At 71.9% G+C, this 25,908-nt stretch carries 19 protein-coding genes and 2 pseudogenes; 11 read left to right on the top strand and 10 right to left on the bottom strand.

The features are described from left to right. Window positions 1–174: 174 nt before the first annotated feature. From BLV72_RS08070 to pulA, 4 genes are all read left to right on the top strand, one after another. Window positions 175–1,200, top strand: coding sequence for an NAD(P)-dependent alcohol dehydrogenase (locus BLV72_RS08070; protein ID WP_093461241.1), 1,026 nt, complete (start codon window positions 175–177; stop codon window positions 1,198–1,200). 88 nt (window positions 1,201–1,288) lie between these two features. Continuing rightward, a complete protein-coding gene (locus BLV72_RS08065) occupies window positions 1,289–1,621 on the top strand; it encodes a putative quinol monooxygenase (protein ID WP_093461240.1) in 333 nt (110 codons plus the stop codon). A 270-nt stretch (window positions 1,622–1,891) separates the two neighbouring features. Beyond that, window positions 1,892–3,283, top strand: coding sequence for an alpha-amylase (locus BLV72_RS08060; protein WP_093461239.1), 1,392 nt, complete (start codon window positions 1,892–1,894; stop codon window positions 3,281–3,283). 40 nt (window positions 3,284–3,323) lie between these two features. Further along, window positions 3,324–5,981, top strand: a complete 2,658-nt coding sequence (gene pulA, locus BLV72_RS08055) for a pullulanase-type alpha-1,6-glucosidase (protein WP_093461237.1) — start codon at window positions 3,324–3,326, stop codon at window positions 5,979–5,981. Window positions 5,982–6,215: 234 nt separating this feature from the next. Here pulA and BLV72_RS08050 read toward each other — a convergent pair. The 3 genes and pseudogenes from BLV72_RS08050 to BLV72_RS08040 form a co-directional block, all read right to left on the bottom strand. Continuing rightward, window positions 6,216–8,155, bottom strand: a pseudogene (locus tag BLV72_RS08050) (hypothetical protein). Window positions 8,156–8,400: 245 nt separating this feature from the next. Further along, window positions 8,401–11,532, bottom strand: coding sequence for an alpha-N-acetylglucosaminidase (locus BLV72_RS08045; RefSeq protein WP_093461236.1), 3,132 nt, complete (start codon window positions 11,530–11,532; stop codon window positions 8,401–8,403). A gap of 115 nt (window positions 11,533–11,647) precedes the next feature. After that, window positions 11,648–12,293, bottom strand: a pseudogene (locus BLV72_RS08040) (LuxR C-terminal-related transcriptional regulator). 176 nt (window positions 12,294–12,469) lie between these two features. Between BLV72_RS08040 and BLV72_RS08035 the strand changes: the two are divergent. Beyond that, window positions 12,470–13,885, top strand: a complete 1,416-nt coding sequence (locus BLV72_RS08035; protein WP_093461234.1) for a PT domain-containing protein — start codon at window positions 12,470–12,472, stop codon at window positions 13,883–13,885. 9 nt (window positions 13,886–13,894) lie between these two features. On the opposite strand, the gene BLV72_RS08030 is transcribed toward BLV72_RS08035, so the two are convergent. Further along, entirely contained in the window at window positions 13,895–14,296 is a 402-nt protein-coding gene (locus tag BLV72_RS08030; protein ID WP_208905582.1) for an ARPP-2 domain-containing protein, read from the bottom strand. Between the two features lie 42 nt (window positions 14,297–14,338). Then, on the bottom strand, window positions 14,339–15,613 hold the full coding sequence (locus BLV72_RS08025) for a sensor histidine kinase (RefSeq protein WP_093461233.1): 1,275 nt from the start codon (window positions 15,611–15,613) through the stop codon (window positions 14,339–14,341). Between the two features lie 238 nt (window positions 15,614–15,851). On the opposite strand from BLV72_RS08025, the gene BLV72_RS08020 reads away from it, so the two are divergent. Further along, a complete protein-coding gene (locus BLV72_RS08020) occupies window positions 15,852–18,047 on the top strand; it encodes an MMPL family transporter (protein WP_093461231.1) in 2,196 nt (731 codons plus the stop codon). Window positions 18,048–18,137: 90 nt separating this feature from the next. On the opposite strand, the gene BLV72_RS08015 is transcribed toward BLV72_RS08020, so the two are convergent. Both BLV72_RS08015 and BLV72_RS51025 read right to left on the bottom strand, forming a co-directional pair. Next, window positions 18,138–18,737: a winged helix-turn-helix domain-containing protein gene (locus BLV72_RS08015; RefSeq protein ID WP_093461230.1), complete on the bottom strand. Its 600-nt coding sequence runs from the start codon at window positions 18,735–18,737 to the stop codon at window positions 18,138–18,140. Between the two features lie 72 nt (window positions 18,738–18,809). Continuing rightward, window positions 18,810–18,941, bottom strand: coding sequence for a hypothetical protein (locus BLV72_RS51025; protein WP_256649896.1), 132 nt, complete (start codon window positions 18,939–18,941; stop codon window positions 18,810–18,812). 202 nt (window positions 18,942–19,143) lie between these two features. Here BLV72_RS51025 and BLV72_RS08010 point away from each other — a divergent pair, with 202 nt between their 5' ends. Together BLV72_RS08010 and BLV72_RS08005 are read left to right on the top strand one after the other, a co-directional pair. After that, window positions 19,144–19,515 carry a 5-carboxymethyl-2-hydroxymuconate Delta-isomerase gene (locus tag BLV72_RS08010; RefSeq protein ID WP_093461228.1) on the top strand — a complete coding sequence of 124 codons (372 nt, stop codon included), beginning with the start codon at window positions 19,144–19,146 and terminating at the stop codon, window positions 19,513–19,515. Between the two features lie 166 nt (window positions 19,516–19,681). Further along, window positions 19,682–20,125: an SPW repeat protein gene (locus BLV72_RS08005; protein WP_093461227.1), complete on the top strand. Its 444-nt coding sequence runs from the start codon at window positions 19,682–19,684 to the stop codon at window positions 20,123–20,125. Window positions 20,126–20,307: 182 nt separating this feature from the next. Here the strand turns inward: BLV72_RS08005 and BLV72_RS08000 are convergent, their stop codons facing one another. Then, entirely contained in the window at window positions 20,308–21,021 is a 714-nt protein-coding gene (locus BLV72_RS08000; protein ID WP_093461225.1) for a DUF2848 domain-containing protein, read from the bottom strand. A gap of 266 nt (window positions 21,022–21,287) precedes the next feature. On the opposite strand from BLV72_RS08000, the gene BLV72_RS07995 reads away from it, so the two are divergent. The 3 genes from BLV72_RS07995 (at window position 21,288) to BLV72_RS07985 (ending at window position 24,017) form a co-directional block, all read left to right on the top strand. Continuing rightward, window positions 21,288–22,640, top strand: coding sequence for an MFS transporter (locus BLV72_RS07995; RefSeq protein ID WP_093461224.1), 1,353 nt, complete (start codon window positions 21,288–21,290; stop codon window positions 22,638–22,640). Between the two features lie 190 nt (window positions 22,641–22,830). Beyond that, window positions 22,831–23,640 carry a carbon-nitrogen hydrolase family protein gene (locus tag BLV72_RS07990; RefSeq protein ID WP_093461223.1) on the top strand — a complete coding sequence of 270 codons (810 nt, stop codon included), beginning with the start codon at window positions 22,831–22,833 and terminating at the stop codon, window positions 23,638–23,640. Beyond that, entirely contained in the window at window positions 23,637–24,017 is a 381-nt protein-coding gene (locus tag BLV72_RS07985; RefSeq protein ID WP_093461222.1) for a cupin domain-containing protein, read from the top strand. The genes BLV72_RS07990 and BLV72_RS07985 overlap by 4 nt, the downstream gene beginning before the upstream one ends. An 85-nt stretch (window positions 24,018–24,102) precedes the next feature. Here BLV72_RS07985 and BLV72_RS07980 read toward each other — a convergent pair whose 3' ends face one another. Both BLV72_RS07980 and BLV72_RS07975 read right to left on the bottom strand, forming a co-directional pair. Then, the gene (locus tag BLV72_RS07980; RefSeq protein WP_093461220.1) at window positions 24,103–24,735 is read right to left on the bottom strand and encodes a GntR family transcriptional regulator; all 633 of its coding nucleotides are present in this window, start codon (window positions 24,733–24,735) and stop codon (window positions 24,103–24,105) included. Between the two features lie 105 nt (window positions 24,736–24,840). Next, window positions 24,841–25,899: a medium chain dehydrogenase/reductase family protein gene (locus tag BLV72_RS07975; protein WP_093461219.1), complete on the bottom strand. Its 1,059-nt coding sequence runs from the start codon at window positions 25,897–25,899 to the stop codon at window positions 24,841–24,843. Between the last annotated feature and the right edge of the window lie 9 nt (window positions 25,900–25,908).

The raw sequence follows: 25,908 nt of genomic DNA, 5'->3' as shown, positions 1-25,908 counted from the left end.
CACGGCGAGCGTGGCCAAGGTACTCCCCGCCGGGCCACCCCTCGACGGCGGGCGTCTCGAAATGAGACATCCGGTACCTCGCTGACGTGGGTAGACGCTGCCTAGCGTGGCTCTTCGGACGGGGCCGATCAGTCTCCCCGCGCGCTACCTCTTCCCGAGGAAGGAGAACGCTTCATGAGGGCAGTCCAGGTCGTGGGCTACGGCCAGCACCCACGGATGGCCGATGTGCCGGAACCCGAGGTCACCGGCCCGTACGACGTGATCGTCAAGATCGGCGGCGCGGGCGTGTGCCGCACCGACCTCCATATCCTCGAGGGCCAGTGGGCGGACAAGTCCGGGGTGAGCCTGCCGTACACCATCGGGCACGAGAACGCCGGCTGGGTCGATGCGGTGGGCAGCGCGGTCACCAACGTCGCCGAGGGCGACAAGGTCATCGTGCATCCGCTGATCACCTGCGGGCTGTGCCCCGCGTGCCGGACCGGCGACGACGTCCACTGCGAGCAGAGCCTCTTCCCCGGCATCGACACCGCCGGTGGCTACGCCGAGTATCTGAAGACCTCCGCCCGCAGCGTCGTGAAGATCGACGACTCCCTCGAACCCTCCGACGTCGCGGCGCTCGCCGACGCGGGGCTCACCGCCTACCACGCGGCGGCCAAGGCCGCCGGACGGCTGCGCCCCGGGACCAGGTGCGTGATCATCGGGGCGGGCGGGCTGGGACACATCGGCGTACAGGTGCTCAAAGCCCTCACGGCCGCCGAGCTCATCGTGGTCGACCGCAACCCCGACGCGGTCGAACTGGCCGTCTCCATCGGCGCCGACCACGGGATCGTGGCGAACGGCGGCCAGGTCGAGGAGGTGCTCGAGCTGACGGGCGGGCAGGGCGCCGAGACAGTCGTCGACTTCGTCGGTGAGGGCGGTGCCACCCGGGACGGTGTGCGCATGCTGCGCCGTGCGGGCGACTACCACGTGGTGGGGTACGGCGAGAACATCGATGTGCCGACGATCGACATCATCTCCGCCGAAATCAACTTCATCGGCAATCTCGTCGGCTCCTACACCGATCTGTGCGAGCTGATGGTGCTCGCCGCGCAGGGCCGCGTGCGCCTGCACACCACCACCTACCCGCTGGACCGGTTCCAGGACGCCCTGGACGACCTCGACGCCGGACGGATCCGCGGGCGCGCCATTCTCGTCCCCTGACCGCCGACCCCGGAACACCGCCGACCCCGCAACACCGCCGGTCCATGCCCATGGACCGGCCGACCTGACACCACGTGAGGAATCCCCAATGATCTTCATCACCGCGAAGTTCCGCGTCCTGCCCGAGCATGCGGACCGGTGGCCCGAGATCGCCGCCGATTTCACCCGGGACACCCGCGCCGAGCCGGGCTGTCTGTGGTTCGACTGGTCCCGCAGTGTCGAGGATCCGGACGAGTACGTCCTGGTCGAGGCGTTCCGCGATGAGGAGGCCGGTGCGGCCCACGTCAACTCGGCGCATTTCAAGGCCGCGCAGCGGACCCTGCCGCCGCATCTCGCCGCGACCCCGCGGATCGTCAACATGAACGTCCCGCAGGAGGACTGGTCCCTCCTCGGGGAAATGGCCGTCGAGGACCGCGACTGATCCACGGTCGTCGAACCGGTCCGGCCGGCCGGGCGCGTGGGGCCCTTGACCGGGCCCCCGACCGGCCGGACCGGAGAACGGGGTTGAACCTAACACCGCCGCAATAGCTTGCGAAAGGTCTTGCAACGAGGAGAACGCGCGAGTACGGTCCGGTCACCGCTACAGGACTGACGTCTTGCAGCAAGAACCTTCAACTGGCCTTACGGGCATGGCGCGTTGCCGCATGAGGCTCAATCGTCACCCCCAGCTCTTCCCCCCCACGGAGGAACGATGGCCGGCAACCGCATTCCCCTTGCCACCGCACTCGCCCTCGCGGCGGGCTCGGTGGCCCTTTTCGCGCTGCCCCCGCAGACGGCCCAGGCGACACCGCCCGGCACCAAGGACGTCACCGCCGAACTCTTCGAGTGGCGCTACGACTCCGTCGCCAAGGAGTGCACCAGCACCCTCGGCCCCGGCGGATACGGCTATGTCGAGGTGTCGCCCGCCACCGAGCACATCCAGGGCGGCCAGTGGTGGACCTCCTACCAGCCCGTCAGCTACGAGATCGCCGGGCGGCTCGGCGACCGCACCGCCTTCAAGAACATGATCGACACCTGTCATTCGGCGGGCGTCAAGGTGGTCGCCGACGCCGTCATCAACCACATGTCCGCCGGATCCGGCACCGGCACCGGCGGCTCCTCGTACACCAAGTACACCTATCCCGGGATCTACCAGGCCCAGGACATGGACGACTGCACCTCGCAGATCAGCAACTACCAGGACCGCTGGAATGTGCAGCACTGCGAGCTGGTGGGCCTGGCCGACCTGGACACCGGTGAGAGTTACGTCCGCACCCGGATAGCGCAGTACCTGAACGACCTGCTCTCGCTCGGCGTGGACGGCTTCCGCGTCGACGGCGCCAAGCACATCCCGACCGAGGACCTGGCCGCCATCAAGGGCCAGTTGAGCGACCCCGGCGTCTACTGGAAGCAGGAGGTCATCTACGGCGAGGGCGAGGCGGTCTCCCCGACGGAGTATCTGCGCAACGGCGATGTGCAGGAGTTCCGCTACGGCCGTGACCTCAAGCGGGTGTTCCAGGGCGAGAAGCTGGCGTATCTGAAGAACTTCGGCGAGGGCTGGGGCTATATGGCGAGCGGCCAGTCCGGTGTCTTCGTCGACAACTGGGACACCGAGCGCAACGGCTCCACCCTCACCTACAAGAACGGCGCCGACTACACCCTCGCCAACGTCTTCATGCTGGCCTGGCCCTACGGCTCCCCGGACGTCCACTCCGGCTACGAGTTCAGCGACAACGACGCGGGCCCGCCGAACGGCGGCTCGGTGGGCGCCTGCTACCAGGACGGCTGGAAGTGCCAGCACAAGTGGCCCGAGATCATGAGCATGGTCGCCCTCCGCAACACGGCCCGGGGCGCCTCGGTGACCAACTGGTGGGACAACGGCAACAACGCCATCGCCTTCGGACGCGGGGACAAGGCGTACGTGGCCATCAACCACGAAAGCGGCTCCCTCACCCAGACCTTCCAGACCTCGCTCCCGGCCGGCGGCTACTGCGATGTGCAGAGCGGCAAGGCCGTGACCGTCGACTCCGCGGGGAAGTTCACCGCCACGCTGGGCGCCAATACGGCGGTGGCACTGCATGTGGGCGCCCGTAACTGCGGCTGACCCACCTCGCCCACCAGCCACTCAAGGAGTCACCAGCCCCGTGAAGCCCCCGAGAGCCACCCTCTTCCGCACGGCCGCCGCGCTCGCCACTCTGGCCCTGGGCGCGGCGGCCGTGCCCGCCGTATCGCAGACCGCCCGGGCCGCGGCGCCCGCCACCGCAAAGGCGGCGCCCGCCGAGGCGCAGTGGATCGACCGCGCCACCGTCGTCTGGCAGGCCGAGCACACCGCCGAGACCGTCGAGGAGCTGAGCTACGCCGACGGCGGCACCCTGCCGCTGACCCCGGCCGCCCTGACCGACGCCCAGAAGGCCGCCTACCCCCACCTGGCCGGCCGCCCCGCCTATCGCCTCGACCCGCGCGACCGCGACAAGGCCGCCACCGCGCTGCGCGGGCCCCTCGCCGCCGTCCAGCGCGCGGCCGACGACCACGACCACGTACTGCACCGCACCGGGGTACAGATCCCCGGCGTCCTGGACGACCTCTACGCGGACCGGGCGCGCTCGGCCCGCCTCGGCCCGGTCTTCCACGGGGCCCGCCCCACCCTCTCGGTATGGGCGCCGACCGCCCGGTCCGTGTCGCTCGACCTCGACGGGCGCACCGTCGCCATGCGGCGGGACCCCGGCAGCGGGGTGTGGAGCGTGACCGGCCGCCCCGACTGGCGGGACAAGCCCTACCGCTACCGGGTGGAGGTCTGGGCGCCGAGCGTCGGCAAGATCGTCACCAACGAGGTCACCGACCCCTACTCGACCGCCCTGACCGCCGACTCCGCCCGCAGCCTGGTCACCGACCTGGCCGATCCCCGGCTCGCCCCCGACGGCTGGGCATCGCTGAAGAAGCCCAAGGCCGTCCCGCTGCGCGACGCCCGCATCCAGGAGCTGCAGATCCGCGACTTCTCCATCGCGGACCGCACCAGCGCCCACCCCGGCCAGTACCTCGCCTTCACCGACCGCGACTCGGACGGGATGCGGCACCTCGGGCGGCTGGCCCGGTCCGGCACCTCGTACGTCCATCTGCTGCCCGCCTTCGACTTCGGCACCGTCCCGGAGCGGCGGTCCGACCAGGCCCGGCCCGGCTGCCAGCTGGCCGCCCTGCCCGCCGACTCCGACCGGCAGCAGAAATGCGTGGCCGAGACGGCCGCGAAGGACGGCTTCAACTGGGGCTACGACCCGCTGCACTACACCGTGCCGGAGGGGTCCTACGCCGGCGACCCGGACGGCCCGGCCCGCACCCGCGAGTTCCGGCAGATGGTGCGGGGCCTGGCCCACGCCGGGCTGCGCACCGTCATGGACGTGGTCTACAACCACACCGTGGCCGCCGGACAGGGCGAGAAGTCGGTGCTCGACCGGATCGTGCCCGGCTACTACCAGCGGCTGCTGGACGACGGCAGCCTGGCCACCTCCACCTGCTGCCCCGGCACCGCGCCCGAGCACGCGATGATGGGCAAGCTGGTGGTGGACTCGATCGTCACCTGGGCCAGGCAGTACAAGGTCGACGGCTTCCGCTTCGACCTCATGGGCCACCACCCCAAGGCCAACATCCTGGCCGTACGCAAGGCCCTCGACGCCCTCACCCCCGCCAAGGACGGGGTGGACGGCAAGTCGATCATCCTCTACGGCGAGGGCTGGAACTTCGGCGAGGTGGCCGACGACGCCCGCTTCGTCCAGGCCACCCAGCGCAATATGGCCGGCACCGGCATCGCCACCTTCAGCGACCGGGCGCGGGACGCGGTGCGCGGCGGCGGGCCGTTCGACGAGGATCCCCGCGTCCAGGGCTTCGCCTCCGGGCTCTTCACCGACCCCAACGGGTCGCCCGCGGGCGGGAGCCCGGACGAGCAGCGGGCCCGGCTGCTGCACGCCCAGGACCTGATCAAGGTCGGGCTCTCCGGCAACCTCGCCGACTACACCTTCACCGACACCGGCGGACGCAAGGTCAAGGGCTCCGAGGTCGACTACAACGGCTCCCCGGCCGGCTACGCCGCCGCCCCCGGTGACGCGCTCGCCTACGCCGACGCCCATGACAACGAGACCCTCTACGACGCGCTCGCCTACAAGCTGCCCGCCGCCACCTCGGCCGCCGACCGGGCCCGGGCGCAGGTGCTGGCCCTGGCCACCGCCACCCTCTCCCAGGGCCCGGCGCTCAGCCAGGCCGGCACCGACCTGCTGCGCTCGAAGTCCCTGGACCGCAACTCCTTCGACAGCGGGGACTGGTTCAACGCCATCCATTGGGACTGTGCGTCCGGCAACGGCTTCGGGCGGGGACTGCCCCCGGCGGCGGACAACGAGCCCAAGTGGCCCTACGCCAAACCTCTGTTGACCAATGTCGCGGTGCGCCCCGGCTGTCCCGAGATCACGGGGGCCTCGGCGGCCTACCGGGATCTGCTGCGGATTCGCACCACGGAGAAGGCGTTCAGCCAGGGCACGGCGGAGGGGGTGCAGAAGGCGCTGTCCTTCCCGCTGTCGGGGGCCGGGGAGACGCCGGGCGTCATCACCATGCGGCTCGGCGGGCTCGTCGTGGTCTTCAACGCGACCCCGTCCCGGCAGTCGCAGACTGTCCCCGCTCTGGCCGGGAGCCCGTACGCCCTCCACCCGGTCCAGGCGCACGGCGCCGACGCCACGGTGAAGACGTCCCGGTACGAGCGCGCGACCGGCACCTTCACGGTGCCCGGCCGTACGGTGGCCGTCTACGCGGCCGGGGGCTAGGCAGGGGCCCGGGGGGCCACGAGCCCGAGGCGGAGCCGCAGATCGATGCTTTCCCCTCCCCGCCCCTACCCGCTACCAGGGGCTCCGCCCCTGGGCCCCGCCGGGGCTCCGCCCCCGGACCCCGCTCCTCAAAACGCCGGAGGGGCTGGATTGGCAGGGGTTCCGCCCCCGGACCTCGGGGCCCAGGGGCGAAGCCCTTGGCCGCCGCGGGCGGCAAGACCCGCCGCACACCCCCTAGCGCAACGGGCTCAGCCGGCCACCGTCCGCCAGCCGGGCCTTCAGGTCGGCGCGGGCACCCGCCTTCGCGGGAGGGTCAGGCCGCGGCCGGAGGAGCGGCCCCGGACGCCGCCGGTGGCGACGATCCCGGTGACCTGACGGCTTCCGGCGGCCAGCAGGTACCACTGGCCGGAGCGCGCCTTCCACAGCACCCCCGCCAGCACCCGCGGCTCGCGCGGGCCGCAGGCGGGGGAGTTGTCGGCGCTGGAGACGACCGCCCCCGCCGCGCCGCGGCGGGTGTCCCACGGCTGGAACTGGGCCAGGACCTTGCTGCCCGTGTCCCGCCAGGTGTCGGCGCGGGTGCACAGCCAGGCGGCGTGGCCGCCCGCCTCCGGCAGGGCCTGGGCGGCGAACCGCCAGGAGTTGACCGAGCGCACCCCCCGCCCGCGCATCATCGCCAGCCGGCAGCCGGTCCTGGCCCAGCTCGCACGGGCCGCACGGCCCGCCACATCGCGCGCACCGGCGCCGGGGGTGCCGTAGGTGAGCCGGGCCGGGGCCAGTTCGCCCAGGTCGGCCACGAGTCGGGAGCCGAACTGCAGCGCGGGCCAGCCACGGCAGGGCCGTAGCTGCGGAACGGTGCGCACCGGGTCGGTCACCCCGTGCCCGGTGCGGTGCAGCGGACGCGGCGCCCCGTTCGGGTGGAGCAGATCCCGTACCCAGGCATGGCGCACCCAAGGGGCGGTCAGGTAGCGGACGTTGCCGTCCGTGCGGCTGAGGACCAGCGCGGTCGAGGTGGCCGCGTCCGCCGCGTCCAGCCGGGCGAAGTCCAGCGCGGCCGCACCGCCCTCGCCCGCCTCCGCGTACCGCGCCACCCGCAGCCCGTCGTACAGCAGCACCACCGTGGCCTGGTCCACCTCGCCCGCGAACAGCAGCTGCGGCGGCCCCGAAGGCGGCCCGGACTGCGTGCCCAGGGTGGCCGACACCCGCACGGAGCGGCCCGGCCGCGCCCAGACGGCCAGCGCGCGGCGCAGCAGCGCGGTGTCCCGGACGCGGTCGCCGCGCGCGGGCCAGGAGGAGAACCCGGCGCGGGACGCGGTGCGCCAGGCGGCGGGCGCCGCCCGCGTCAACCGTGCGGGGTCCAGGGCCCGTTCGGAGGACGGATTACGGGCGTACGAGGGCGCGGCCGCACCGGTCGGCCCCCAGCCCCGCCCCGGCACGCCCAGCAGCGTCCCGCACACCACCAGCGCCACTACGGCCACCAGCACCGCCCGCACATGCTGACGGCGGCGCATCAGATCGGTGGGCCGCGCCTGGAGCGAACACGGGTCGAACTCCGGGGACTCCAGCAGCGATCCGTCCCGGCTGCCGGCCTGCTCCGGCACCGCATCCGCCTCGTCCAGCGCGGCCCGCGCGTCGGCGACCCCGGCGGCGCGCAGCAGGGTGCGTGCCTCGTGCTCGCCGAGCCGCTCCAGCTCCCGCAGGACGTATGCGGCGCGACCGGCCCCGGACAGCTCCGACAGCGCACGCTCCAAGGCGAGTTCATCGGCCCCGCCGGAGCGCGGGAACAGCCGCAGCCCGAACACCTGCGGCAGCGCCGGGGGCCGCTGCCACCACCGCCGCGGCCGGGCGGCACGCAGCGCCAGGCGCAGCACCCGCAGCCGCACATAGGCATAGCCGGTGTCGGCCCCCGGGCCCTTCGTGCCGCGCTGCCAGGGCAGTTCGACATCGGGGTGCGGGTCCGGGCCCGTGCCGTATCCGCGATTGCGGGGCAGTGCGCGCTGGGCGAGGGCATGCGCCGCGAGCACCCGGCGGGTGCGCCCGATGCCCGGCGGCAGGATGAGATACGCGAGCCGCACCAGCCGCGGGTAGTGCTCGACGAGGGCGGCCTCGGCCTGCTCGACGTCGATCAGGCCGGTGGTTTCGTCGTCGGGGGCGACTGTCGCCTGGTGCTGGTCCACGGTTCGTGAACGAGTGGCGGGCCGGGTTGGTCACCTACGGGGTGCCCGGTGGACCACGCGGCGGAGCCGCATATCGATGCTTTCCCCTCCCCGCCCCTTCCCACTACCAGGGGCTCCGCCCCTGGACCCCCGCCGGGGCTCCGCCCCGGACCCCGCTCCTCAAACGCCGGAGGGGCTGGATTGGCAGGGGCTTCGCCCCTGCGTCCCGGGGTCTGGGGCGAAGCCCCGCCACAGACGCCGACCCGCTACGGCGTACCGGTCTTCCAGCCGCTGAACTCGACCGTCCCCCGGGCCCCCGTGCCCCCGTTCGCCGCCGTCATGAAGATCCCGGCGTCCTGCGCGGCCGTCGCGCCCGGCGCCGTCACGGTGGCCACCGTGCGCCAGCTCGCGCCGTCGTCGGTGGACAGCTCGCCGGTGTAGGAGGTGGCCGCGGTGCGGGTCAGCCGCAGCAGGACGGGGGCCTTGACACCGGTGATCCGCTGGTAGGTGTCCAGCGTGCCGTCGCCGCCCGAGTCGTAGGACAGGACGACTCCGTTGGCCGGGGTGACGGAGAGGTTCACAAAGCCGGGGGAGCCCGCCGCGGCGAGGTCGTTGCGGACGATGATCCCGGCCCGCGCCCAGGGCCCGGTGGCCGCCTGGGCGGTCACCTTGACGGTGATGGCCGTGCCCACCGTAAGGACGTCCTCGCGGTATACGGAGCCGAATTCGGCGGTGCCCTTCCACAGGTCCTGGCCCGCGCCGTCGATCGCGAACCGCTCGTCCAGCTGACCGAAGGCCGCAGCGCTGTTGGTGACCGTCCGCAAGCCGTCCGCCAGCGGTCCGGCGATCCACAGCGTCCCGGTGCGCACGGCCCGCACCCGGTCCTCGCCCCGTGGCCCGTAGGTGACGCCCAGCTCGTACGGCAGCGGCTTGAGCGGATGCTCCAGCGGCTCGTCGGGCGCGGTCGCGCGCCAGCGGACCTCGCCCGTGCCGCCCGCGGGGACGCCGGGCAGCCGGGTCGGCCCGTCCGGATCCGGGTCGAGACCGGTCACCGTGAGGTCGAAGTCGACGCGGCCGGTGGGGCGCAGCCCGTTGACGTTGCGCAGGGCGGCGGTGAGGGACGCGGTGCCGCCGGGCGGCAGGGCGGCGGGCTCGGCGGTGACGGTCAGCGTGCCCTGGTACGGGGCCTTGGCCAGCGCGTCGTACACCCGCTGGGCGGTGCGGTGGGCGTCCGCCGTCGGCCGCACCGGATAGCTCGTGCGCTCCCGGGTCCACGGCTCCTCGACGGCGAACCAGTCGAAGGAGCGCGGGGGCCGGTTCTCCGCCAGCGCGTCCTCCAGCGCGTCCAGATAGGACTGCCACTGGGGGAGGTGGAAGTCGGCGATGAGGCCGCTCCAGTCGCGGTTGGCGTAGTTGGCCAGCTTGCCGCCGTCCGCCGTGGCGCGGTCCGCCCAGGTGGTGATGAGGGTGCGCGCGGCCCGTTCCAGCTGGGCCGACTCCTCCTCGCCCGACGCCATCCGCTTGGCGTCCTCGAGCCACGGGCCCAGCAGGAACCGCCGGTGGGCGCCGGTCATGTCGTCGCTGAGCCGCATCAGCTTGAGCCACAGCCGGGCCAGCGTCCGGAAGGCCGTGCGGTCCTTACGGTCGTAGGCGTCCTGGAGTTGGGGGATGAGCTGCCAGGAGCGGTTGGCGAGAGCCTGCCGCGCGATGTCGGTGAGGTCATGGCGGTAGGCGTCGCTGTCGCGCAGCCCGGCGCGTACGCCCAGCAGCGCCGCGAAGGCCACATCGAAGCCGGCCGGGTCGAAGGCGGGGGTGTGGGTCGCGTAGTTGGTGCCCGAACGGGCGGTCAGGGAGGGGCGGGCGGCGAAGACCGAGTCATGCGGGCGGCCGTCCTTGCTGCTGATCTCGTACGCGGTGTCGCGCAGCGCGGCGAACGCCTCCTGGGCCTTTGCGTCCCGCCCGCCGTAGCGCACCTCGGCGTACGAGCGGAACCACTCGGCCCGGTCCACCGCCTCCTGCCGCCACGCCAACTCGCTGAACAGCTCGAACGCGGCCGGATCCCGCTCGGCAGCCTCCGGCATATAGGCGGTGCCCACCAGCTTGCTGCCCGGCTTGTCGCGCCAGACGGTGAACCGCTTCGTCCACATATGGGTCTTGGCGCCGATCGTGGTGCGGCCGCCGAAGTTGGGGATGGTGCCGAACGCGTACGGCACCCCACCCCAGTCCTTCTCCCGGTCGGTGACGGTGTCCAGGTCCGACAGGCCGTCCACCACGAGCATCCGGTCGTGGTCGACGGCGTCCAGCAGATCGCGGCGGGGGTTTCCCTGCCAGCCGAGGATCACCCAGATGGCGCCGGGGCGGGCGGTCCGCAGCGCGGTCTCCACGGCGCGGGCGGCGTCGGGCACCGGGACGTCGCCGGGGTCGCCGCCCTCGTGCAGCAGATCCATCTTGAACAGCTCGGCCTCGCCGAACAGTTCGCGCTGATGGCGGTAGAAGGCCGCGGCCACCTTCCGGAACGACTCGGTGCGCGGATCGAGCCAGTCGGGCCGCCTGAGCCCGTTCCAGTCGCCCTGCGGCACCGTACGGGCCTCCGGGTTGCGGTCCGCGAAGCCGTCGGGGACGGTGCCGAAGTAGCCGGGGAACACGGGCCGCATGCCCAGCTCCCGCAGCCGGCCGGCGATCCGCCGCCCCAGCTCGGTGCGCTTGTCCAGGAGCGCGGTGGAGACCGGGCCGCCGTATTCGCTCATGTTCTGCAGCAGCCACCACGGCTGGTGGGAGGGGGCGGGAAGCCAGGTGCGCGCCTCGGTCTCGGTGTAGCCGAACTCCTGGAGCAGCCGGTGGTAGACGCCCTCCTGACCGGCGGTGACCAGCAGTTCGTTGCAGCCGTGCAGGGCCGCGACGTCGATCAGGTGCTCCCAGCGGTCCCAGTCGGCGAACGGCGCGGTGTAGCCGTCATGGGTGTCGTTGAACGCGAAGCGGTGCGGCAGCGCGGTCGAGTGCGTGAGGCGCCGGGCGGGCGCGGGCAGCTTCTTCGGCAGGTTGAGCTGATCGCCGGACCAGGTGAGCTGTGCGTGGCAGGTGTACTTGAGATACCAGTGCACGCCCGTGAGCAGCACCGCCGGGCTGGTGCCGGAGACCGTCACCCGCCCCGCGGACCCGTCGACCTCGAACGTTTCCTCATCGCCCCGCTTCGCCAGCGCCACCAGCCGGAACTGCTCGGCGTGGGCCGGCAACAGCCGGCGGAGGGCGGCCCGTGCGGGAGCGGTGTCGAATGCGGTCACGGCGGTGTCCTGTGTGTCGTGCGGCTCATCGGCCACCGCGGGGATGCTGGCCAGCGTGGCCCCGGCCCCGAGTGCTCCGGCGGTTCCGATCAGCGTGCGTCTGCTCAGGTCGCTCATGCGCCCCCCATCGGACAACGGCCAATGCGTCGTATGGAGAAGGCACTTAACCAGCGTTATGGGGTGGGAGCAATGGGGCGCACGGGGAGGTGCCGGTCCCCGGGGGCATGGACCGTCAGCCCCGGTCGAGGTAGGCCAGCACCGCCAGCACCCGGCGGTTGTTGTCGTCCGAGGGCGGCAGACCGAGCTTTCCGAAGATATTGGAGGTGTGCTTGGCCACCGCCCGCTCGGTGACGAAGAGCTGCGCCGCGATCGCCGTATTCGACCGCCCCTCCGCCATCAGCTCCATCACCTCCAGCTCCCGCGGCGTCAGCCGCCCCAGTGGCTTGTCCTGGGCGCGCCGGTCCAGCAGTTGCGAGATCACCTGCGGATCCATCGCCGTGCCCCCGCGGCCACCCGCCGCACCGCGTCGATGAACTGGTCGGCGTCGAAGACCCGGTCCTTGAGCAGATACCCGATGCCCCGCTGCCGTCCGCGAGCAGCTCCCGCGCGTACAGCTGCTCCACATGCTGGGAGAGCACCAGCACCGGCAACCCCGGCCGCGCCCGCCTGGCCTGCAGTGCGCACTGCAGGCCCTCATCGCTGAACGACGGCGGCAGCCGTACGTCCACCACCGCGACATCCGGCTCCAGCTCCGCCAGCGCCTTGCTCAGCTCGGGCCCGCTCTCCACGGCCGCCACGACCTCGAAGTCGTACGCCTCCAGCATGCGGACCAGCCCGTCCCGCAGCAGGAACAGATCCTCGGCGACCACAACACGCACGGCGGCTCCATGACTTCTTCGGGCCCCTGGGGTGGGGGACGTGACCGAATCCGACGAATGTACCGCTGTGCGGTGAGCGGGAGGGGATCAGCGGCCCGGGGAACCGTTCTGCCGGATTCCGCGTAATGTCCCTTGACGTGCTGCCGGCTGGTGGCGGGCGAACGAAGGGGGAGCCGGTGCTGGGTCGGAGACGGGTGATGGTGGGCGTGGCGGTGTCGCTTTCGGCGGCGCTGGTGGCGTGCGGGCCGGAGAAGGAGAAGGAGTGGACGGGGGCGGAGCCTTCGAAGGGGTCCGCGGCCGAGGCCGCGCGGTTCGCGCCGTTGGTGCGGCTGGCCAAGGGGGAGTCACTGTTGCCGATGGACGCGACGCGGTTCATCGGGCGGTCCGTGCTGCGCTTCGACCACGAGGGCTTCTGCCGAGACGAGGGGCCGGTGGCCGATCCGATCGACCCGCGGCGGTTGGGGAATAAGGACAATTCCTACAAGCACGCGGAGGTGCAGCCGGGGAAGTCGTCGTCCAAGCCGGTGTCCTGCCCCGGACACGGGGATAAGTGGCACACCTCGACCGAGGCCGACGGCGGTTTCTATCTCGACCCGCCGAAGGAGGTGCGGAAGGGCGAGGGCACTGACGCGCCGGTCTACTGGGAGTACCACAACCACAAGACCGACCCGAAGCGCGCGGCGTACGTCTACTGGTTCTTCTACGCCTACAACAGCCTGACCCCGGGCAACCGGCACGAGGGCGACTGGGAGCGCGTCGCGGTCCAGCTGCGCGACGGCAAGCCGGAGGCGGTGACGTTCGCGAAGCACGGCAAGGATACGTGCAGCGTGAAGTGGTCGGAACTGGATCCGCGGGACGGGCATCCGACGGTGTACTCGGCGCGTGGTTCACACGGCTCCTATCCGACCGATAAGAACCAGTGGGTGAACGGCACGCTCGATCGGCCCTCGAAGGGCGGCGCCGAGTGGCGCACTTGGGAGCACGCCCGCCCTGTCAACCGCGAGCCCTGGTGGGGGTACGCCGGGTGGTGGGGGTCGCAGCAGCATGTGAGCGGCTTCAACGGGCCGATGGGGCCGCGCCCGGGGCGTCTGCTGTCGGGCGTCTTCACCAACGACAGTTGCGGGCCCGCCGACAAGCCGCCGACGGATCCGCCCAAGGACCAGCCCACGGAACAGCCCACGGAACAGCCCACGGACCAGCCCACGGAACAGCCCACGGAACAGCCCACGGACCAGGCCGCGCCCAGGACGAAGGAAGGGGCGCTCCGGCGGTACGAGGAGTATCTGCACGCCGTGGGCCGGGAGGACATCAAGACGGTCTGCGAGGTGGCCGGGCCCGCGGCGAAGCAGGCGGAGGACCAGGGGTTCGGTCCGTGCACGTCCACGTTCCTCGTCACGTTCCAGATGATCTCGCCTACACAGAAGAAGGCTCTGCAGACCGCGACGGTCGATCCGCAGAAGGTCGTCGTACGAGGCCCCGACAAGTTCGACATCCCGGCCGCGGCGGTCAAGGCCTCCGTCACCTTCTCCGAAAACGAGATCGGGACCAGCACCCTGGAGTACATGAAGGACGACTGGTACATCACTGACTGAGCTGGTACATCACCGACTGAGCGCGCGCGGCGCGGTGGACCCAGCCGCCGTCCCGCGCGCCGCCGCGCGGTAGTGGTCGCGTATGTCCTGGCGCAGCAGCGCGCCGAAGCCCGCGTGCTCCACACGGGAGGCGAGCTGCAGACGGCCGCGCCGGGAGTACGACTCGTCGAGCAGCCCGCCCGCCATGGTGTGGTCGTGGAACTCCGCCCAGTCCCGCTGATGCCGGGCGGCCTCCGCCCGCAGCTCGGCCGGCGAGCCCACCGCGCCGTCGCGGATCCGGGCCCGGTCGCTCCGGCGGCCGACCGGCTCGAAGAGGAACGGGCCGAGATCGCCGTCGAGCCGCAGATGCGCATGGCGGGGGGTTCCGGAAGTCGCACCGGAGTCCCGCGGCCGGCATCGGCACGCTGACACCGGCGTGGCGCGTCCCGCCGCCGGATTTTCCCCGGCGGTGGGTCATCGGGCGGCGTCGGGCGCCGAGAGGGCGCAGGGGATCTCCATCGTCACCATGGTCGGCCCGCCGCCCGGGCTGCTGACCGCGAGGACCCCGTCGAAGGTGCCCAGCCGCCGCTCGACCCCGCTCAGCCCGCCGTCCGGGGTGATCTGGGCGCCGCCGTGGCCGTCGTCGGTCACGGTGATGCGCAGCATGCCCTCCGCGTGGTGGATGTCCAGCCACATCCGCGAGGCGCCCGCGTGCTTCGCCGCGTTGGTCAGCACCTCGCTGACCGCGAAGTAGGCGGCCGACTCGACCGGTTCATCGGCCCGGCCCGCCAGCTCCACGTCCACTTCCACGGGCACCGCCATCCGCAGCGCCAGGGCGCGCACCGCGTCCCCCAGGCCGCGCTCGGCCAGGACCGGCGGATGGATGCCGCGGACCAGGTCGCGCAGCTCGGCCAGGGCCTCGGCGGAGTTCGTACGGGCCGCCGCGAGCAGCTCCTTGGCCTTGGCCGGGTCCTTCTCGATCAGGGCCTCCACGGTGCCCAGGCTCATGCCCATGGCGACGAGCCGGGCCTGGGCGCCGTCGTGCAGATCGCGCTCGATGCGGCGCAGTTCGGCGGCGGAGGTGTCCACGGCGTCATGCCGGGTCTCGGTGAGCCGCTGCACCCGCTGCTCGAGCGACATCTGCGGGGTCGGATCCAGGAAGGCGCGCGCCAGCAGGAAGTGGCCGCGCAGCACGAGGGGGGAGACGGTCGCCCCGAGCGCCATGAAGCCGACGCCGAGCGGGACGGCCAGCAGGGCCGTCCCCAGCGAGTCGATGGGGAGGAACGCGTACCAGTAGGTGCCGCCCGCCTCCACGATCGGCTTCCACACCCCGGCGGCCAGGACGAACCCCTCGATCCCGTACGGCACGAACACGAAGGCCAGCAGCGAGGTGACGTACCCGGCCGTCATGTCGACCTGCAGCCACAGCAGATCGCGCCAGGTGGCCGGGTCCTTCAGCAGGAAGGTGCACAGCTCCACCTGCCCGGTGACCCCGGCGCGCCGATCGGCGGGCAGCGGCCGGTACGGCGCCCGGATGGTGACGCCGGACCATGTGGCGGCCAGGAGCCGGCGCCGGTTGGCGTGTGCGCGCGCCGCCTTGATCAGGGGAGGGGTGGTGAAGACCCCCAGGCCCAGCGGGATGAAGGAGATCGACACGATCGTCAGCACGGACAGGGCGATCGACACCAGCGCGAGCCAGGAGACGGCGAACCCCCGTGCGCAGGCCGTCAGCGCTCTGCGTCCGTTCATCCTGAGTCCCCCTCGCTGGTCGGATCTTCATGCCCGTGTCGTCGGGCCGTCTCAGTGTGTCAGCGCCCTGCCGCCCGGACACGGGGGCCGGGCACCGTCCGGGGGTGTACCTGGCGCCACCTCCCCACCTCGCCTTATGGCTCGGCGGCTGGGTGGCTGCCCGGCTGGGGCGCGGACCTGCGGTTTTCTAGCGTCGTGGCATGACCTGTTCCGTCCGTACCTCACGGGGAGAGACGCCATGAGCGCAACGAGGAAGGGCCTGGCCGTGCGGCTGGGTGGGTGGAGCATTCGCCACCGTAAGACCGCGATCATCGGATGGCTGCTGTTCGTCGTGGTCGTCGCCGTGGTCGGCGGAATGTCAGGCTCCCGGCAGATGACCAATTCCGAGAACGGTACGGGCGATTCCGCACGTGCGGAGAAGATCCTGGAGGACGCGGGCCTCCAGACCCCGGCCGGGGAGATGGTGATGCTGCGCGGCGACCGCCCGGACGGCTGGAAGGACGCGGCCCGCGACCTTACGGCGCGACTGGAGCGGACGGGCGAGGCGGTACGCATCCAGCCCCCCGTGCGCTCGGAGAGCGGACGGGAGGCCCTGATCAGCTTTGAGATGAAGGGCGACCCGGACACCGCCGGGAAGCGGGTGGAGCCGGTCGTCGAGGCGGTGAAGAAGACCGAGTCGGCCCATCGGGGCATCGTGGTCTACGAGTTCGGCGACGCCACCGCCCAGCACCGGCTCGACGACATGCTCACCAATGACTTCAAGAAGGCCGAGCTGACCGCCGTACCGCTGGCGCTGGGCATTCTGCTGGTGGTCTTCGGGGCGCTGGTCGCCGCGCTGCTGCCGGTACTGCTCGCGGTGACCGCCTGCGTCGGCACCTTCGGACTGCTCGCCCTGGTCAGCCACAAGCTGCCCATGTTCGACTCCACCACCTCGGTCATGTTCCTGGTGGGCCTGGCCGTCGGCGTCGACTACTCGCTGTTCTATCTGCGGCGGGAGCGCGATGAGCGGGCCGCGGGCCGGGACGCCGGGACCGCGCTGCGGATCGCGGCCGCCACCAGCGGCCGGGCGGTGCTGATCTCCGGGGTCACGGTCATGCTGGCGATGTCCGGGATGTTCCTGTCCGGGCTGCTGCTGTTCCACGGCTTCGCGGTCGCCACCATCCTGGTCGTCCTGATGGCCATGCTCGGCTCGGTGACCGTATTGCCCGCGATGCTGTCCTGGCTGGGCGACCGGATCGACGCCGGGCGGGTGCCGCTGCTCAACCGCCGCCGGAAGAAGGGCGTGCACACCAGCGGTGGCGTCACCGTCAGGCTGATGCGGCCCGTCCTGGCCAAGCCGAAGCTGTTCGCCGTCGTATCGGGCGCGCTGCTGCTGGTGCTGTCCGCGCCCGCCCTCGGGATGAAGACCGAACAGCTCGGCATGGACAAGCAGTTCGGCTCCGACGCCCCGATCACCGTGGCCTACCGGGAGATCACCAGCTCCTTCCCCGGCGGCCCCGCCCCGGCCGAGGTGGTGCTGCGCTCCGACGAGATCGCCTCGCCCCGCTTCGAGACGGCCGTGGCGGACTTCAAGAAGGAACTCGCCGCGTCCGGGCGGTTCGGCAGGACGGTCGACGTCGAGGCGCACCGTACGCAGGGGGTGGCCCGGATCGAGGTGCCGCTGGCCGGGAACGGTCAGGACGCCACCTCCCGGCGCGCCCTGGACACCCTCCGGGACGAGCTGGTCCCGAAGATCCTCGGGCCGGTCGCCGACCAGGCGTATGTGACCGGTGAGCTCGCCGGGAGCCGCGACTTCAACGACCAGTTGAAGACCGACATCGCACCGGTCTTCCTCTTCATCGCCGCCGTGACGTTCGTTCTGATGCTGCTCTGCTTCCGGTCGTTGCCGATCGCCCTCGTCTCGATCCTGCTCAACCTGCTGTCGGTGGGCGCCGCGTACGGCACGATGACCGCCGTCTTCCAGCACGGCTGGGGCGCCGAGCTGCTGGGGATGGAGCCGGCCGGGGCGATCGAGTCGTGGATGCCGCTGTTCGTCCTCGTCATCCTCTTCGGACTGTCGATGGACTACCACGTCTTCGTGGTCTCGCGGATCCGGGAGGCCCATGAACGGGGCTTCGCCACCCGGGACGCGATCCGCGAGGGCATCCGGACGACGGCCGGCTCCGTCACCGGGGCGGCCACCATCATGGTCGCCGTGTTCGCGGTCTTCGCGCTGCTGCGGATGCAGGACATGCAGCAGATGGGCGTCGGGCTCGCGGTCGCGGTGCTGGTGGACGCCACGCTGGTGCGGATGGTGCTGCTGCCATCGGTGATGGCGCTGCTGGGGGAGCGCAACTGGTATCTGCCGCGCGCCCTGCGGTGGCTGCCGAACCTCGACCACGGCGAGGAGCCGGTGGAGCGGCCGCGGCCGCCGCTGGTGGGGGCGGGCCGCTGAGCAGGGGTCCGCATCCGGGTACGCGCCCGCCGTGCCGGACAGGCTCCTGGCCTGTGCGGCACGGCGGGCGTCATGGGTTCGGGGATGCGGTCAGACGGTGGGCACGTACTTGTACCCCACCCGCCGCACCGTCACGATCGTCCCCCGGTGCTCGGGGCCCATCTTGCGGCGCAGCCGGGCCACATGGACATCGACGGTCCGGCCGTCGCCGACATGGCCGTACCCCCACACCGTGGTCACGAGCTGATCGCGGGAGTGCACCCGGTGCGGATGGGCGACGAGATGGCTCAGCAGCTCGAACTCGAGATAGGTCAGCTCCAGCGGTCGCCCCGCGACCTCGGCGGTCCGATGGTCGGAGTCGATCCGGATGAGCTCGTCACCCCTCTCGCCCGTCACGGCCGGTATTCCCTCCGGGGGCGGCCCCGCCGCCTCGGGCCGCTGCCGGTCGGCCGGGACCAGCACCAGATAGCCGACCATCGGCGGGTGGCCGGGGAGCGTGGGCAGGGTGTGCGGGGGAGCGGGCAGCCAGGTGGCGCCGGGGTGCAGCAGATCGGCGACCGGCGGCACCTCGTCCGGTGCGACGGCTCGCAGCCGCTGGCGGTTGGCCGGGGCGGACGGTGCGGATGCCGTGGACGGTGCGGCCGGGGCGGCGGGAGCGGAGGCGGACGACAGGCTACGGAGGTTCGTCATGAGGTCAGCTCTTTCGCGCGAGAAGGCGTCAGTGGACGTCGTGCGCGCGGGCTGGGCGGCCGGGCGGAGAGGTCAGCGGCCGAGCGAGCGGGCCCGCGCATCGGATGCGCGGCAACACTCGCGGTCGAAGTGGTGCGCCTGCCGGGACGGCCAGAACGGCTCGAGGTCGTAACGACCCGTCGCGATGTCATGGAGGCTGGCCATGGGGCTATTGAAGCAGATACCGGGGTCAGGGCTGAAGCGGATACGGGGCTGGAACTGAAGCGGATACGGGGCTGAGACTCAAGCGGATGGCGGGCTCGGGGCGCTCGGCGGTGGAGCGGGGAGAGGTGCGACGATGCGGGCGTAAGAGGCCCCACGCGGCAGCGCAACCGGCCGCCGCGTACCCCTTGAGGAGCGCAAGCCCATGCCGCATATCGTCGTCGAGTACTCCGACACCCTGACCGACGCGTTCGACCGCCCCGGCTTCGGTGCGGCCCTGCACCCGGTGGTCGCCAAGACCGTCGACACGGCGGTGGCGGGCTGCAAGACCCGCTTCCGGCGGATAGAGGAGGCCCATCTCGCGGACGGCGCCCCGGACCTCGCCATGATCCATATCGAGGTGTCCATCCTGTCCGGGCGGGACACCGGGACGAAGCGGGAGCTGTCCGCCGCCGTGCTGGAGGTGGCTCGCGCCCATGTGTCGCCCGTGCCGGGGCTGACCGTGCAGACCACCGTCGACATCCGCGATCTCGACCGTGACTGCTACGAGAAGCATGAGGCGGTCCATCCGGCCTGACGCTCCCCCTGCCTCCCGTGCGCATGGCGTACGGCGACCGACAACTATAGGTCATTTAATGCGAATCCGACATCTACCTATATACCGGGGTGAGGCGCACAATGGGGGTGCGGTGTTTTACCGCACTGCGCGGTCGGACTTGCATGGATCGAAGGAGGCGAGTCGAATGGCCGACGTCTCACGCGCGAAAGGTGATCTTAGGGGCCACCCCGACGTGTCCGAGATGCGGGAGCGCTACGCCCGCATGATGGACGCTCGGGATGTTGTCTTCCTCGACGGGCCGGTACTTCTCGCCGGTTTGTACTTCGCCATCTCTCCCTGGGTGGTGCACTTCTCGGGCACCAACCCCAACCTCATGGTCAACAACCTCGTCCTCGGCATCACGATCGCCCTGCTGGGCATCGGCCTCACCACGGCGCCGAGGAGGATGTACAGCCTGTGCTGGGCCATGTCCGCGATCGGTGTATGGATGATCATCTCCCCCTGGGTCGTCGCCCGGGGTGCCGATGCCGGAGTGATCGCGAACAATGTCGTCGTGGGTGCCATCACCTGCCTGTTCGGCCTGGTCGCAGCCGGCATGGTGATGCGGAAGGACAGGGAGACCACCTGACCGGACGCTGAATCACCGCACCGTCTGCGCATCGGCGAAGGCCGTTCACCGCACGCCTCTCGGGGGTCGTGCGGTGGACGGCCTTCGCGCGTTGCCGGTGCCCTCTTCGCGCGGCGCCGGTGCCGGTGTGGGCGCGCCTGGTGCCGGTGGGCGGGCGCCCGGTGTCGGTGGGCGGGCCGGTCTCAGCCGATCGGCTCGGGCAGCGGGACCACGTCGTAGGAGCAGTCGATGGTCCGGCCGGTGGCCGGGTCGCCCAGCTCCACCCGCCAGCGCCCGGCGAACTGGTCCACGCCCTCGGCCATCGGGATGGTGCCGGAGATCAGCACGGTGCCGGGCACCAGGTCACCGCGTTCGCGCAGCACCTCGACCCAGTAGGAGGGCGGCAGCAGCTCGGCCAGGGTGCCGCTCTGCACCTCGGTCTCCTCACCGTCGTGAGTGACCCAGGCGCGGAGCGTCAGATCGTCCAGGCGGGAGGCCACATCGGACAGTCGCCAGGCGCGGGTGGCCAGCACATCGGGGGCCGCGTTCTTGCTCCAGGCCACGCCGTGCACCTCCAGCGCCCGGTCGGTGTGGTCGCAGGCGGCCGTCAGCAGCAGCTCCCCGTCCGCGGCCACGACCAGCGCCCACTCGGCCTCGCCCGAGGTGCGGTCGTGCTGGACGCTGACCTGGCCGGTCTGCTGGGCGAGATAGGGGGAGACGGGGTAGAGGGCGGGCGTCACGGAGGGCGCGGGCACGCCCAGCTCGGCGAGCTCGGCGACATGGGCGGCCACATCGTCCTGGCTGCGTCCCGCGTAGCCCGCGTTGAGCACCTGGACGACCTCCACGTGGTGGAGGGAGCCATCGGGCAGTTCGAAGGTGAGCGAGGACCGGGCGGGCTGTGTGGGCTTCGTCGTCATGGGCTGGGCTCTCCAAGGCACGGTGGGGCGATGTGCTGTTTCCGCGGTGGTGCTTCCGCGGTTGTGCGGTTGTGCGCGCGCTGCGCTGACCGCGCTTTTCGCGATTTCGAAGCGGTTAACTTCCCCCGGAGGGGTTGCGCATACGCTTGGTATACAACAAGTATGCCGGAAGGTCGACCCACGCACACCCCGACCATCTCATCGCACCACCGCGCAAACGCCACGTACCATCACGTAAGCCTCACGCACCACCTCGAGGACGGAACATGCAGCCCACCGCATCGAGCGCACCGCCCCGGGCCGACCGGTCCGGGGTCCGCCGCGCCTTCGTCGCCAGCCTCACCGGCACCGCCCTGGAGTGGTACGACTTCGCCGTCTACTCCGCCGCCGCGGCCCTGGTCTTCGGCGACCTCTTCTTCCCCTCCAAGGACCCCTTCACCGGCACCCTGCTGGCGTTCTCCACCTACGCCGTCGGCTATGTGTCCCGGCCGCTGGGCGGCTTCGTCTTCGGCCGGCTCGGCGATGTCATCGGCCGCAAGAAGGTGCTCATCGCGACGCTCGTGCTCATCGGCAGCGCCACGCTGCTGATCGGGCTGCTGCCCACCTATGCCACGGTCGGTGTCGCGGCCCCGGCCGCGCTGGTGCTGCTGCGCTTCGCGCAGGGCGTCGGCGTCGGTGGTGAGTGGGGCGGTGCGGTGCTGCTGTCCAGCGAGTTCGGCGATCCGCGGCGACGCGGCTTCTACGCCTCCGCCGCGCAGGTCGGCCCTCCGGCGGGCAATCTGCTGGCCAACGGCGTCCTGGCCGCGCTGGGCGCGATGCTGACGGAGGACCAGTTCATCAGCTGGGGCTGGCGGGTGGCGTTCCTGCTCTCCGGCGCCCTGGTGGGATTCGGCCTGTGGGTCCGCGCCAAGCTGGAGGAAACCCCGGTCTTCAAGGCGATGGAGGCCGCGCAGGACCGCCCGGAGGCGCCGGTGCGCGAGGTGTTCACCACCCAGCCGAGGGCGCTGATCGCCGCGATCCTCTGCCGGGTCGCCCCCGATGTGCTGTACGCGATGTTCACCGTCTTCGTGCTCACCTACGCCACCGAGGAACTCGACATGTCACGCGGCTCGGCGCTCACCGCCGTGCTGATCGGCTCCTCGCTGCAGATCGTGCTCATCCCGCTGGCCGGGGCGCTTTCGGACCGCGTCAACCGGCGGTGGCTGTACGGGGGCGCCGCCGTCGCCGCCGGTGTCTGGCCGTTCCTGTTCTTCCCGTTGGTCGCGGACGGCAGTTGGGCGCTGCTCACCCTCGGGGTCGTCGGCGCGCTGATGATCCACTCGCTGATGTACGGGCCGCAGGCGGCCTTCGTCGCCGAGCAGTTCTCCCCGCGGCTGCGCTACACCGGCTCCTCGCTCGCCTACACCCTCGCCGGGATCATCGGCGGCGCGGTCGCGCCACTGCTCTTCACCACGCTGCTCGGGGTCTATCACGCCTGGGTGCCGCTGGCCATCTACATCGCGGTCACCGCCGCGGTCACGGTGGCGGGTCTCTGGCTGGGCCGGGACCCCTCCTCCGCGCAGGAGGAGGAGCCGGAGCCGCTCCCCGTCGGCCACCCCACCTCCACCACCGTGTCCTGACCCCTTCCGTCCCCGTCCCGACCTGTCCCGGCCCCGCACCTGGCTCCCGGCTCCCGGCTCCGCGGAGCTGTAAAGCGAGCCGTGCCGGGGAAGGGGCGGGAGGGGATCACCTACGCGGGACGGGACCGCGTACCCCGGTACCCCGCCTACACTCCGACCCTCCCGACCAGGAAATGAGGCAGCACCCGCCATGCCCCTCCGCATCGCACTGAGCCAGCTCACCACGGGCCCGGACCCGGCCTCGAACCTCGCCCTTCTGCGCCAGGAGACACAGCGGGCGGCGGAGGCCGGGGCGCGTCTGGTCGTCTTCCCGGAGGCGGCCATGGCCTGCTTCGGCACCCGGCTCGGCCCGATCGCCGAACCGCTGGACGGGCCCTGGGCCACCGAGGTCCGGCAGATCGCGAAGGACGCCGGGCTGGTGGTCGTGGCCGGGATGTTCACCCCGGCGCCCGACGGCCGGGTGACCAACACCCTGCTGGCCACCGGCCAGGGGGTGGAGACCTCCTACGACAAGATCCATCTCTATGACGCCTTCGGCTTCGCCGAGTCCAAGACCGTGGCCCCGGGCTCCGAGGTGGTGACCTTCGATCTCGACGGCGTCCGGATCGGCCTGGCCACCTGCTACGACGTACGGTTCCCCGAGCTCTTCCGGGCCCACGCCGACGCGGGCGTGGTGCTCTCCGTGCTGCCCGCCTCCTGGGGCGCGGGCCCCGGCAAGCGCGAGCAGTGGGAGCTGCTGACCCGGGCGCGGGCGCTCGACGCCACCGTATGGCTGGCGGCCGTGGGCCAGGCCGATCCGGCGGCGTCCGGTGTGACGGCCACGGGCTCCGCCCCCACCGGTATCGGCCACAGCGCCCTGATCGGCCCCGACGGCACCGTACGCGAGCGGCTGGACGCGGGGCCGGGGCTGCTGGTGGGGGACGTGGACACCGAGGAGGTCACCGCGGTGCGCCGCACGGTGTCCGTCCTGGCCAACCGCAGGCTGGGCGTCAACCCATGAGCGGCGCCCGCGAGGCCGAAGGGGTCAAACCGGAGCTCGAGTTCCATCTGCCCGCCGGGCCATGGCAGCGGCCGCCGGGCGCGGGCGCGGGGGTCAGCGAACAGATCCTGGCCGCGGACGGGAGCGGCTCCCACACCACCGCCCTGGTGCGCTGGGAGCCGGGGACGGACACCTCCCCGTCCGGGGTCGCCCGCCACGACGGCTGGGAGGAGGTCTATCTCCTCGAGGGCAGCATGCGTGATCTGACCCTGGGGAGGACCTTCTCGCGCGGTTTCTACGCCTGCCGGCCCCCGGGGATGCCGCATGGCCCCTGGGTCTCCGAGGAGGGCGTCACCATGCTGGTGATCACCTATCCGGAGGCGGCCGCCGAGCGCTGACTTACCGGTCCCGGGCGCCGGGCGGTGACTCGGCCGTCCGGGTGCCGGGTGGTGACTCACCCCCGTCCAGCCGCCGGGCGCTGACTCACCCGGTGAGCAGCACCTTCAGCGTCGACTCCAGATGGGCGCTGATCGCCGTGCGGGCCGCCTCCCTGTCCCCGGAGGCCACCGCGTCCAGGATCGCCCGGTGCTCGCCGAGCACCTCCTCCTGGCGGCCGGTCTGGTTGTACAGGGCGACCACTCCGGCCCGGATCTGGCGGCTGCGCAGTCCGTCGTAGTGCCGGTTGAGGAGTTCATTGCCCACCGCGGCGACCATGGTCGCGTGGAAGAGGTGGTCGATGGCGATGAACTCCTTGGCCTGGTCCGGCCCCATCAGCTCGCGCTGCCGGTCCAGCAGCTCGATCAGCTTCGCCACCGGCACGGTGCCCGCCTCGATGGTGTGCTCGGCGGCGTAGCGCTCGACGATCCCGCGCAGCTCCATCAGCTCGGTGATCTCCCGGCCGGAGAGCGGTGCGATATGCGCACCCCGCTTGGGGACCAGCTGGACCAGGTCCTCGGCCGCCAGCAGGAGCAGGGCCTCACGGATCGGGGTCCGGGAGATGCCGATCCGGTCGGCGATCTCCTGCTCGGTGAGGAACCGGCCCTGCATGTCGGGATCGGTCAGCACGGTTTCCTTGAGGAACGCGTACGCCTTTTCTCGTCCGGACTGCGCTGGCACTGGGCCCCCATGCTGCTTCGCATACAAGTCGTATACGAAAATTATCACGGACCGGCGGCCGGGTCGGGGATCCAGGAGCCATGGATCCGCCGAAGGGCTCGGCGCTCATCGCACGCCCTCCTCTTCGCCGTCCGGGCGGGCGCTCTGGTCCGCGACCAGGACCACCTTTCCGGTGACGGTGCCGGACTCGGCCAGCCGCATCGCCTCCGCGGCATCGGAGAGCGGAATCCGCGCCGCCACCACTGCGGTGAACTCGCCGCTCGCCAGCAGCGCCAGCACCTGCCCCAGATCGGCGCGGATCCGCGCCTGGTAGGCGGCCAGGCGCCGCCGTCCGGCCCAGAGGTTGTAGAAGTGCGCCCCCCGCCCGTTCGGCAGCAGATTCCACAGGGCCAGCCGGGCGAGCAGCTTGAGCACCGGGGCCCGGGACGATCCGGGGATGTCCCGGGTGGCGGCCGTGCCGTAGGAGACCAGCGTGCCGCCGCGGGCGAGCAGCCGGTAGGAGTCGACGATGCCCTCGCCGCCGATGTGGTCGAAGACCGCACCGACCCCGCCCGGCGCCAGCGCGCGCACCCGGCCGGGCAGATCCGGGTCGCGGTAGTCGAGCGGGGTGGCGCCGAGCGCGCGCACCGCGTCGTGATGGCGGGGCGAGGCGGTGCCGATGACCTTGACGCCCGCATGGCGGGCGAGCTGGACCAGGGTGGTGCCCACTCCGCCATTGGCCCCGTGCACCAGCACGGTCATCCCGGGGCGCACCTTGGCCACGCGGTGGAGCATCTGCCAGGCCGTGATCCCGTTGACCACCACCGTCTCGGCCTCCGCCGGGTCCACCCCCTCGGGGACCTCCACCAGATCTCCCGCGCCGACGAGGGCGTGGCTGGCCCAGCCGCCGATCTTCGTGAGCGCCGCGAACCGGCGCCCCCGCAGAGCCGGATCCACTCCGGGGCCGGTCGAGACCACCGTGCCGACCAGGTCGTAGCCGGGCACGAAGGGGAACGGCGGCTGGTCGTAGTACTTCCCGCGGCGCATCTGCTGCTCGGCGAAGGAGACTCCCGACGCCTCGACGGCCACCAGCGCCTGACCGGGACCGGGCTCGGGCAGCGGACGGGTGCGGAGCTGGAGCCCCTCCGGCTCCACCTGGCCCGGCAGGACGACTTCGGTGATCATGGCGGATCT

This window comes from Streptomyces melanosporofaciens, from assembly GCF_900105695.1.
Classification (GTDB): Bacteria; Actinomycetota; Actinomycetes; order Streptomycetales; family Streptomycetaceae; genus Streptomyces; species Streptomyces antimycoticus.
The sequence above is the reverse complement of the archived record's forward strand: the minus strand, read 5'-3'. Positions and strand labels throughout refer to the sequence as shown.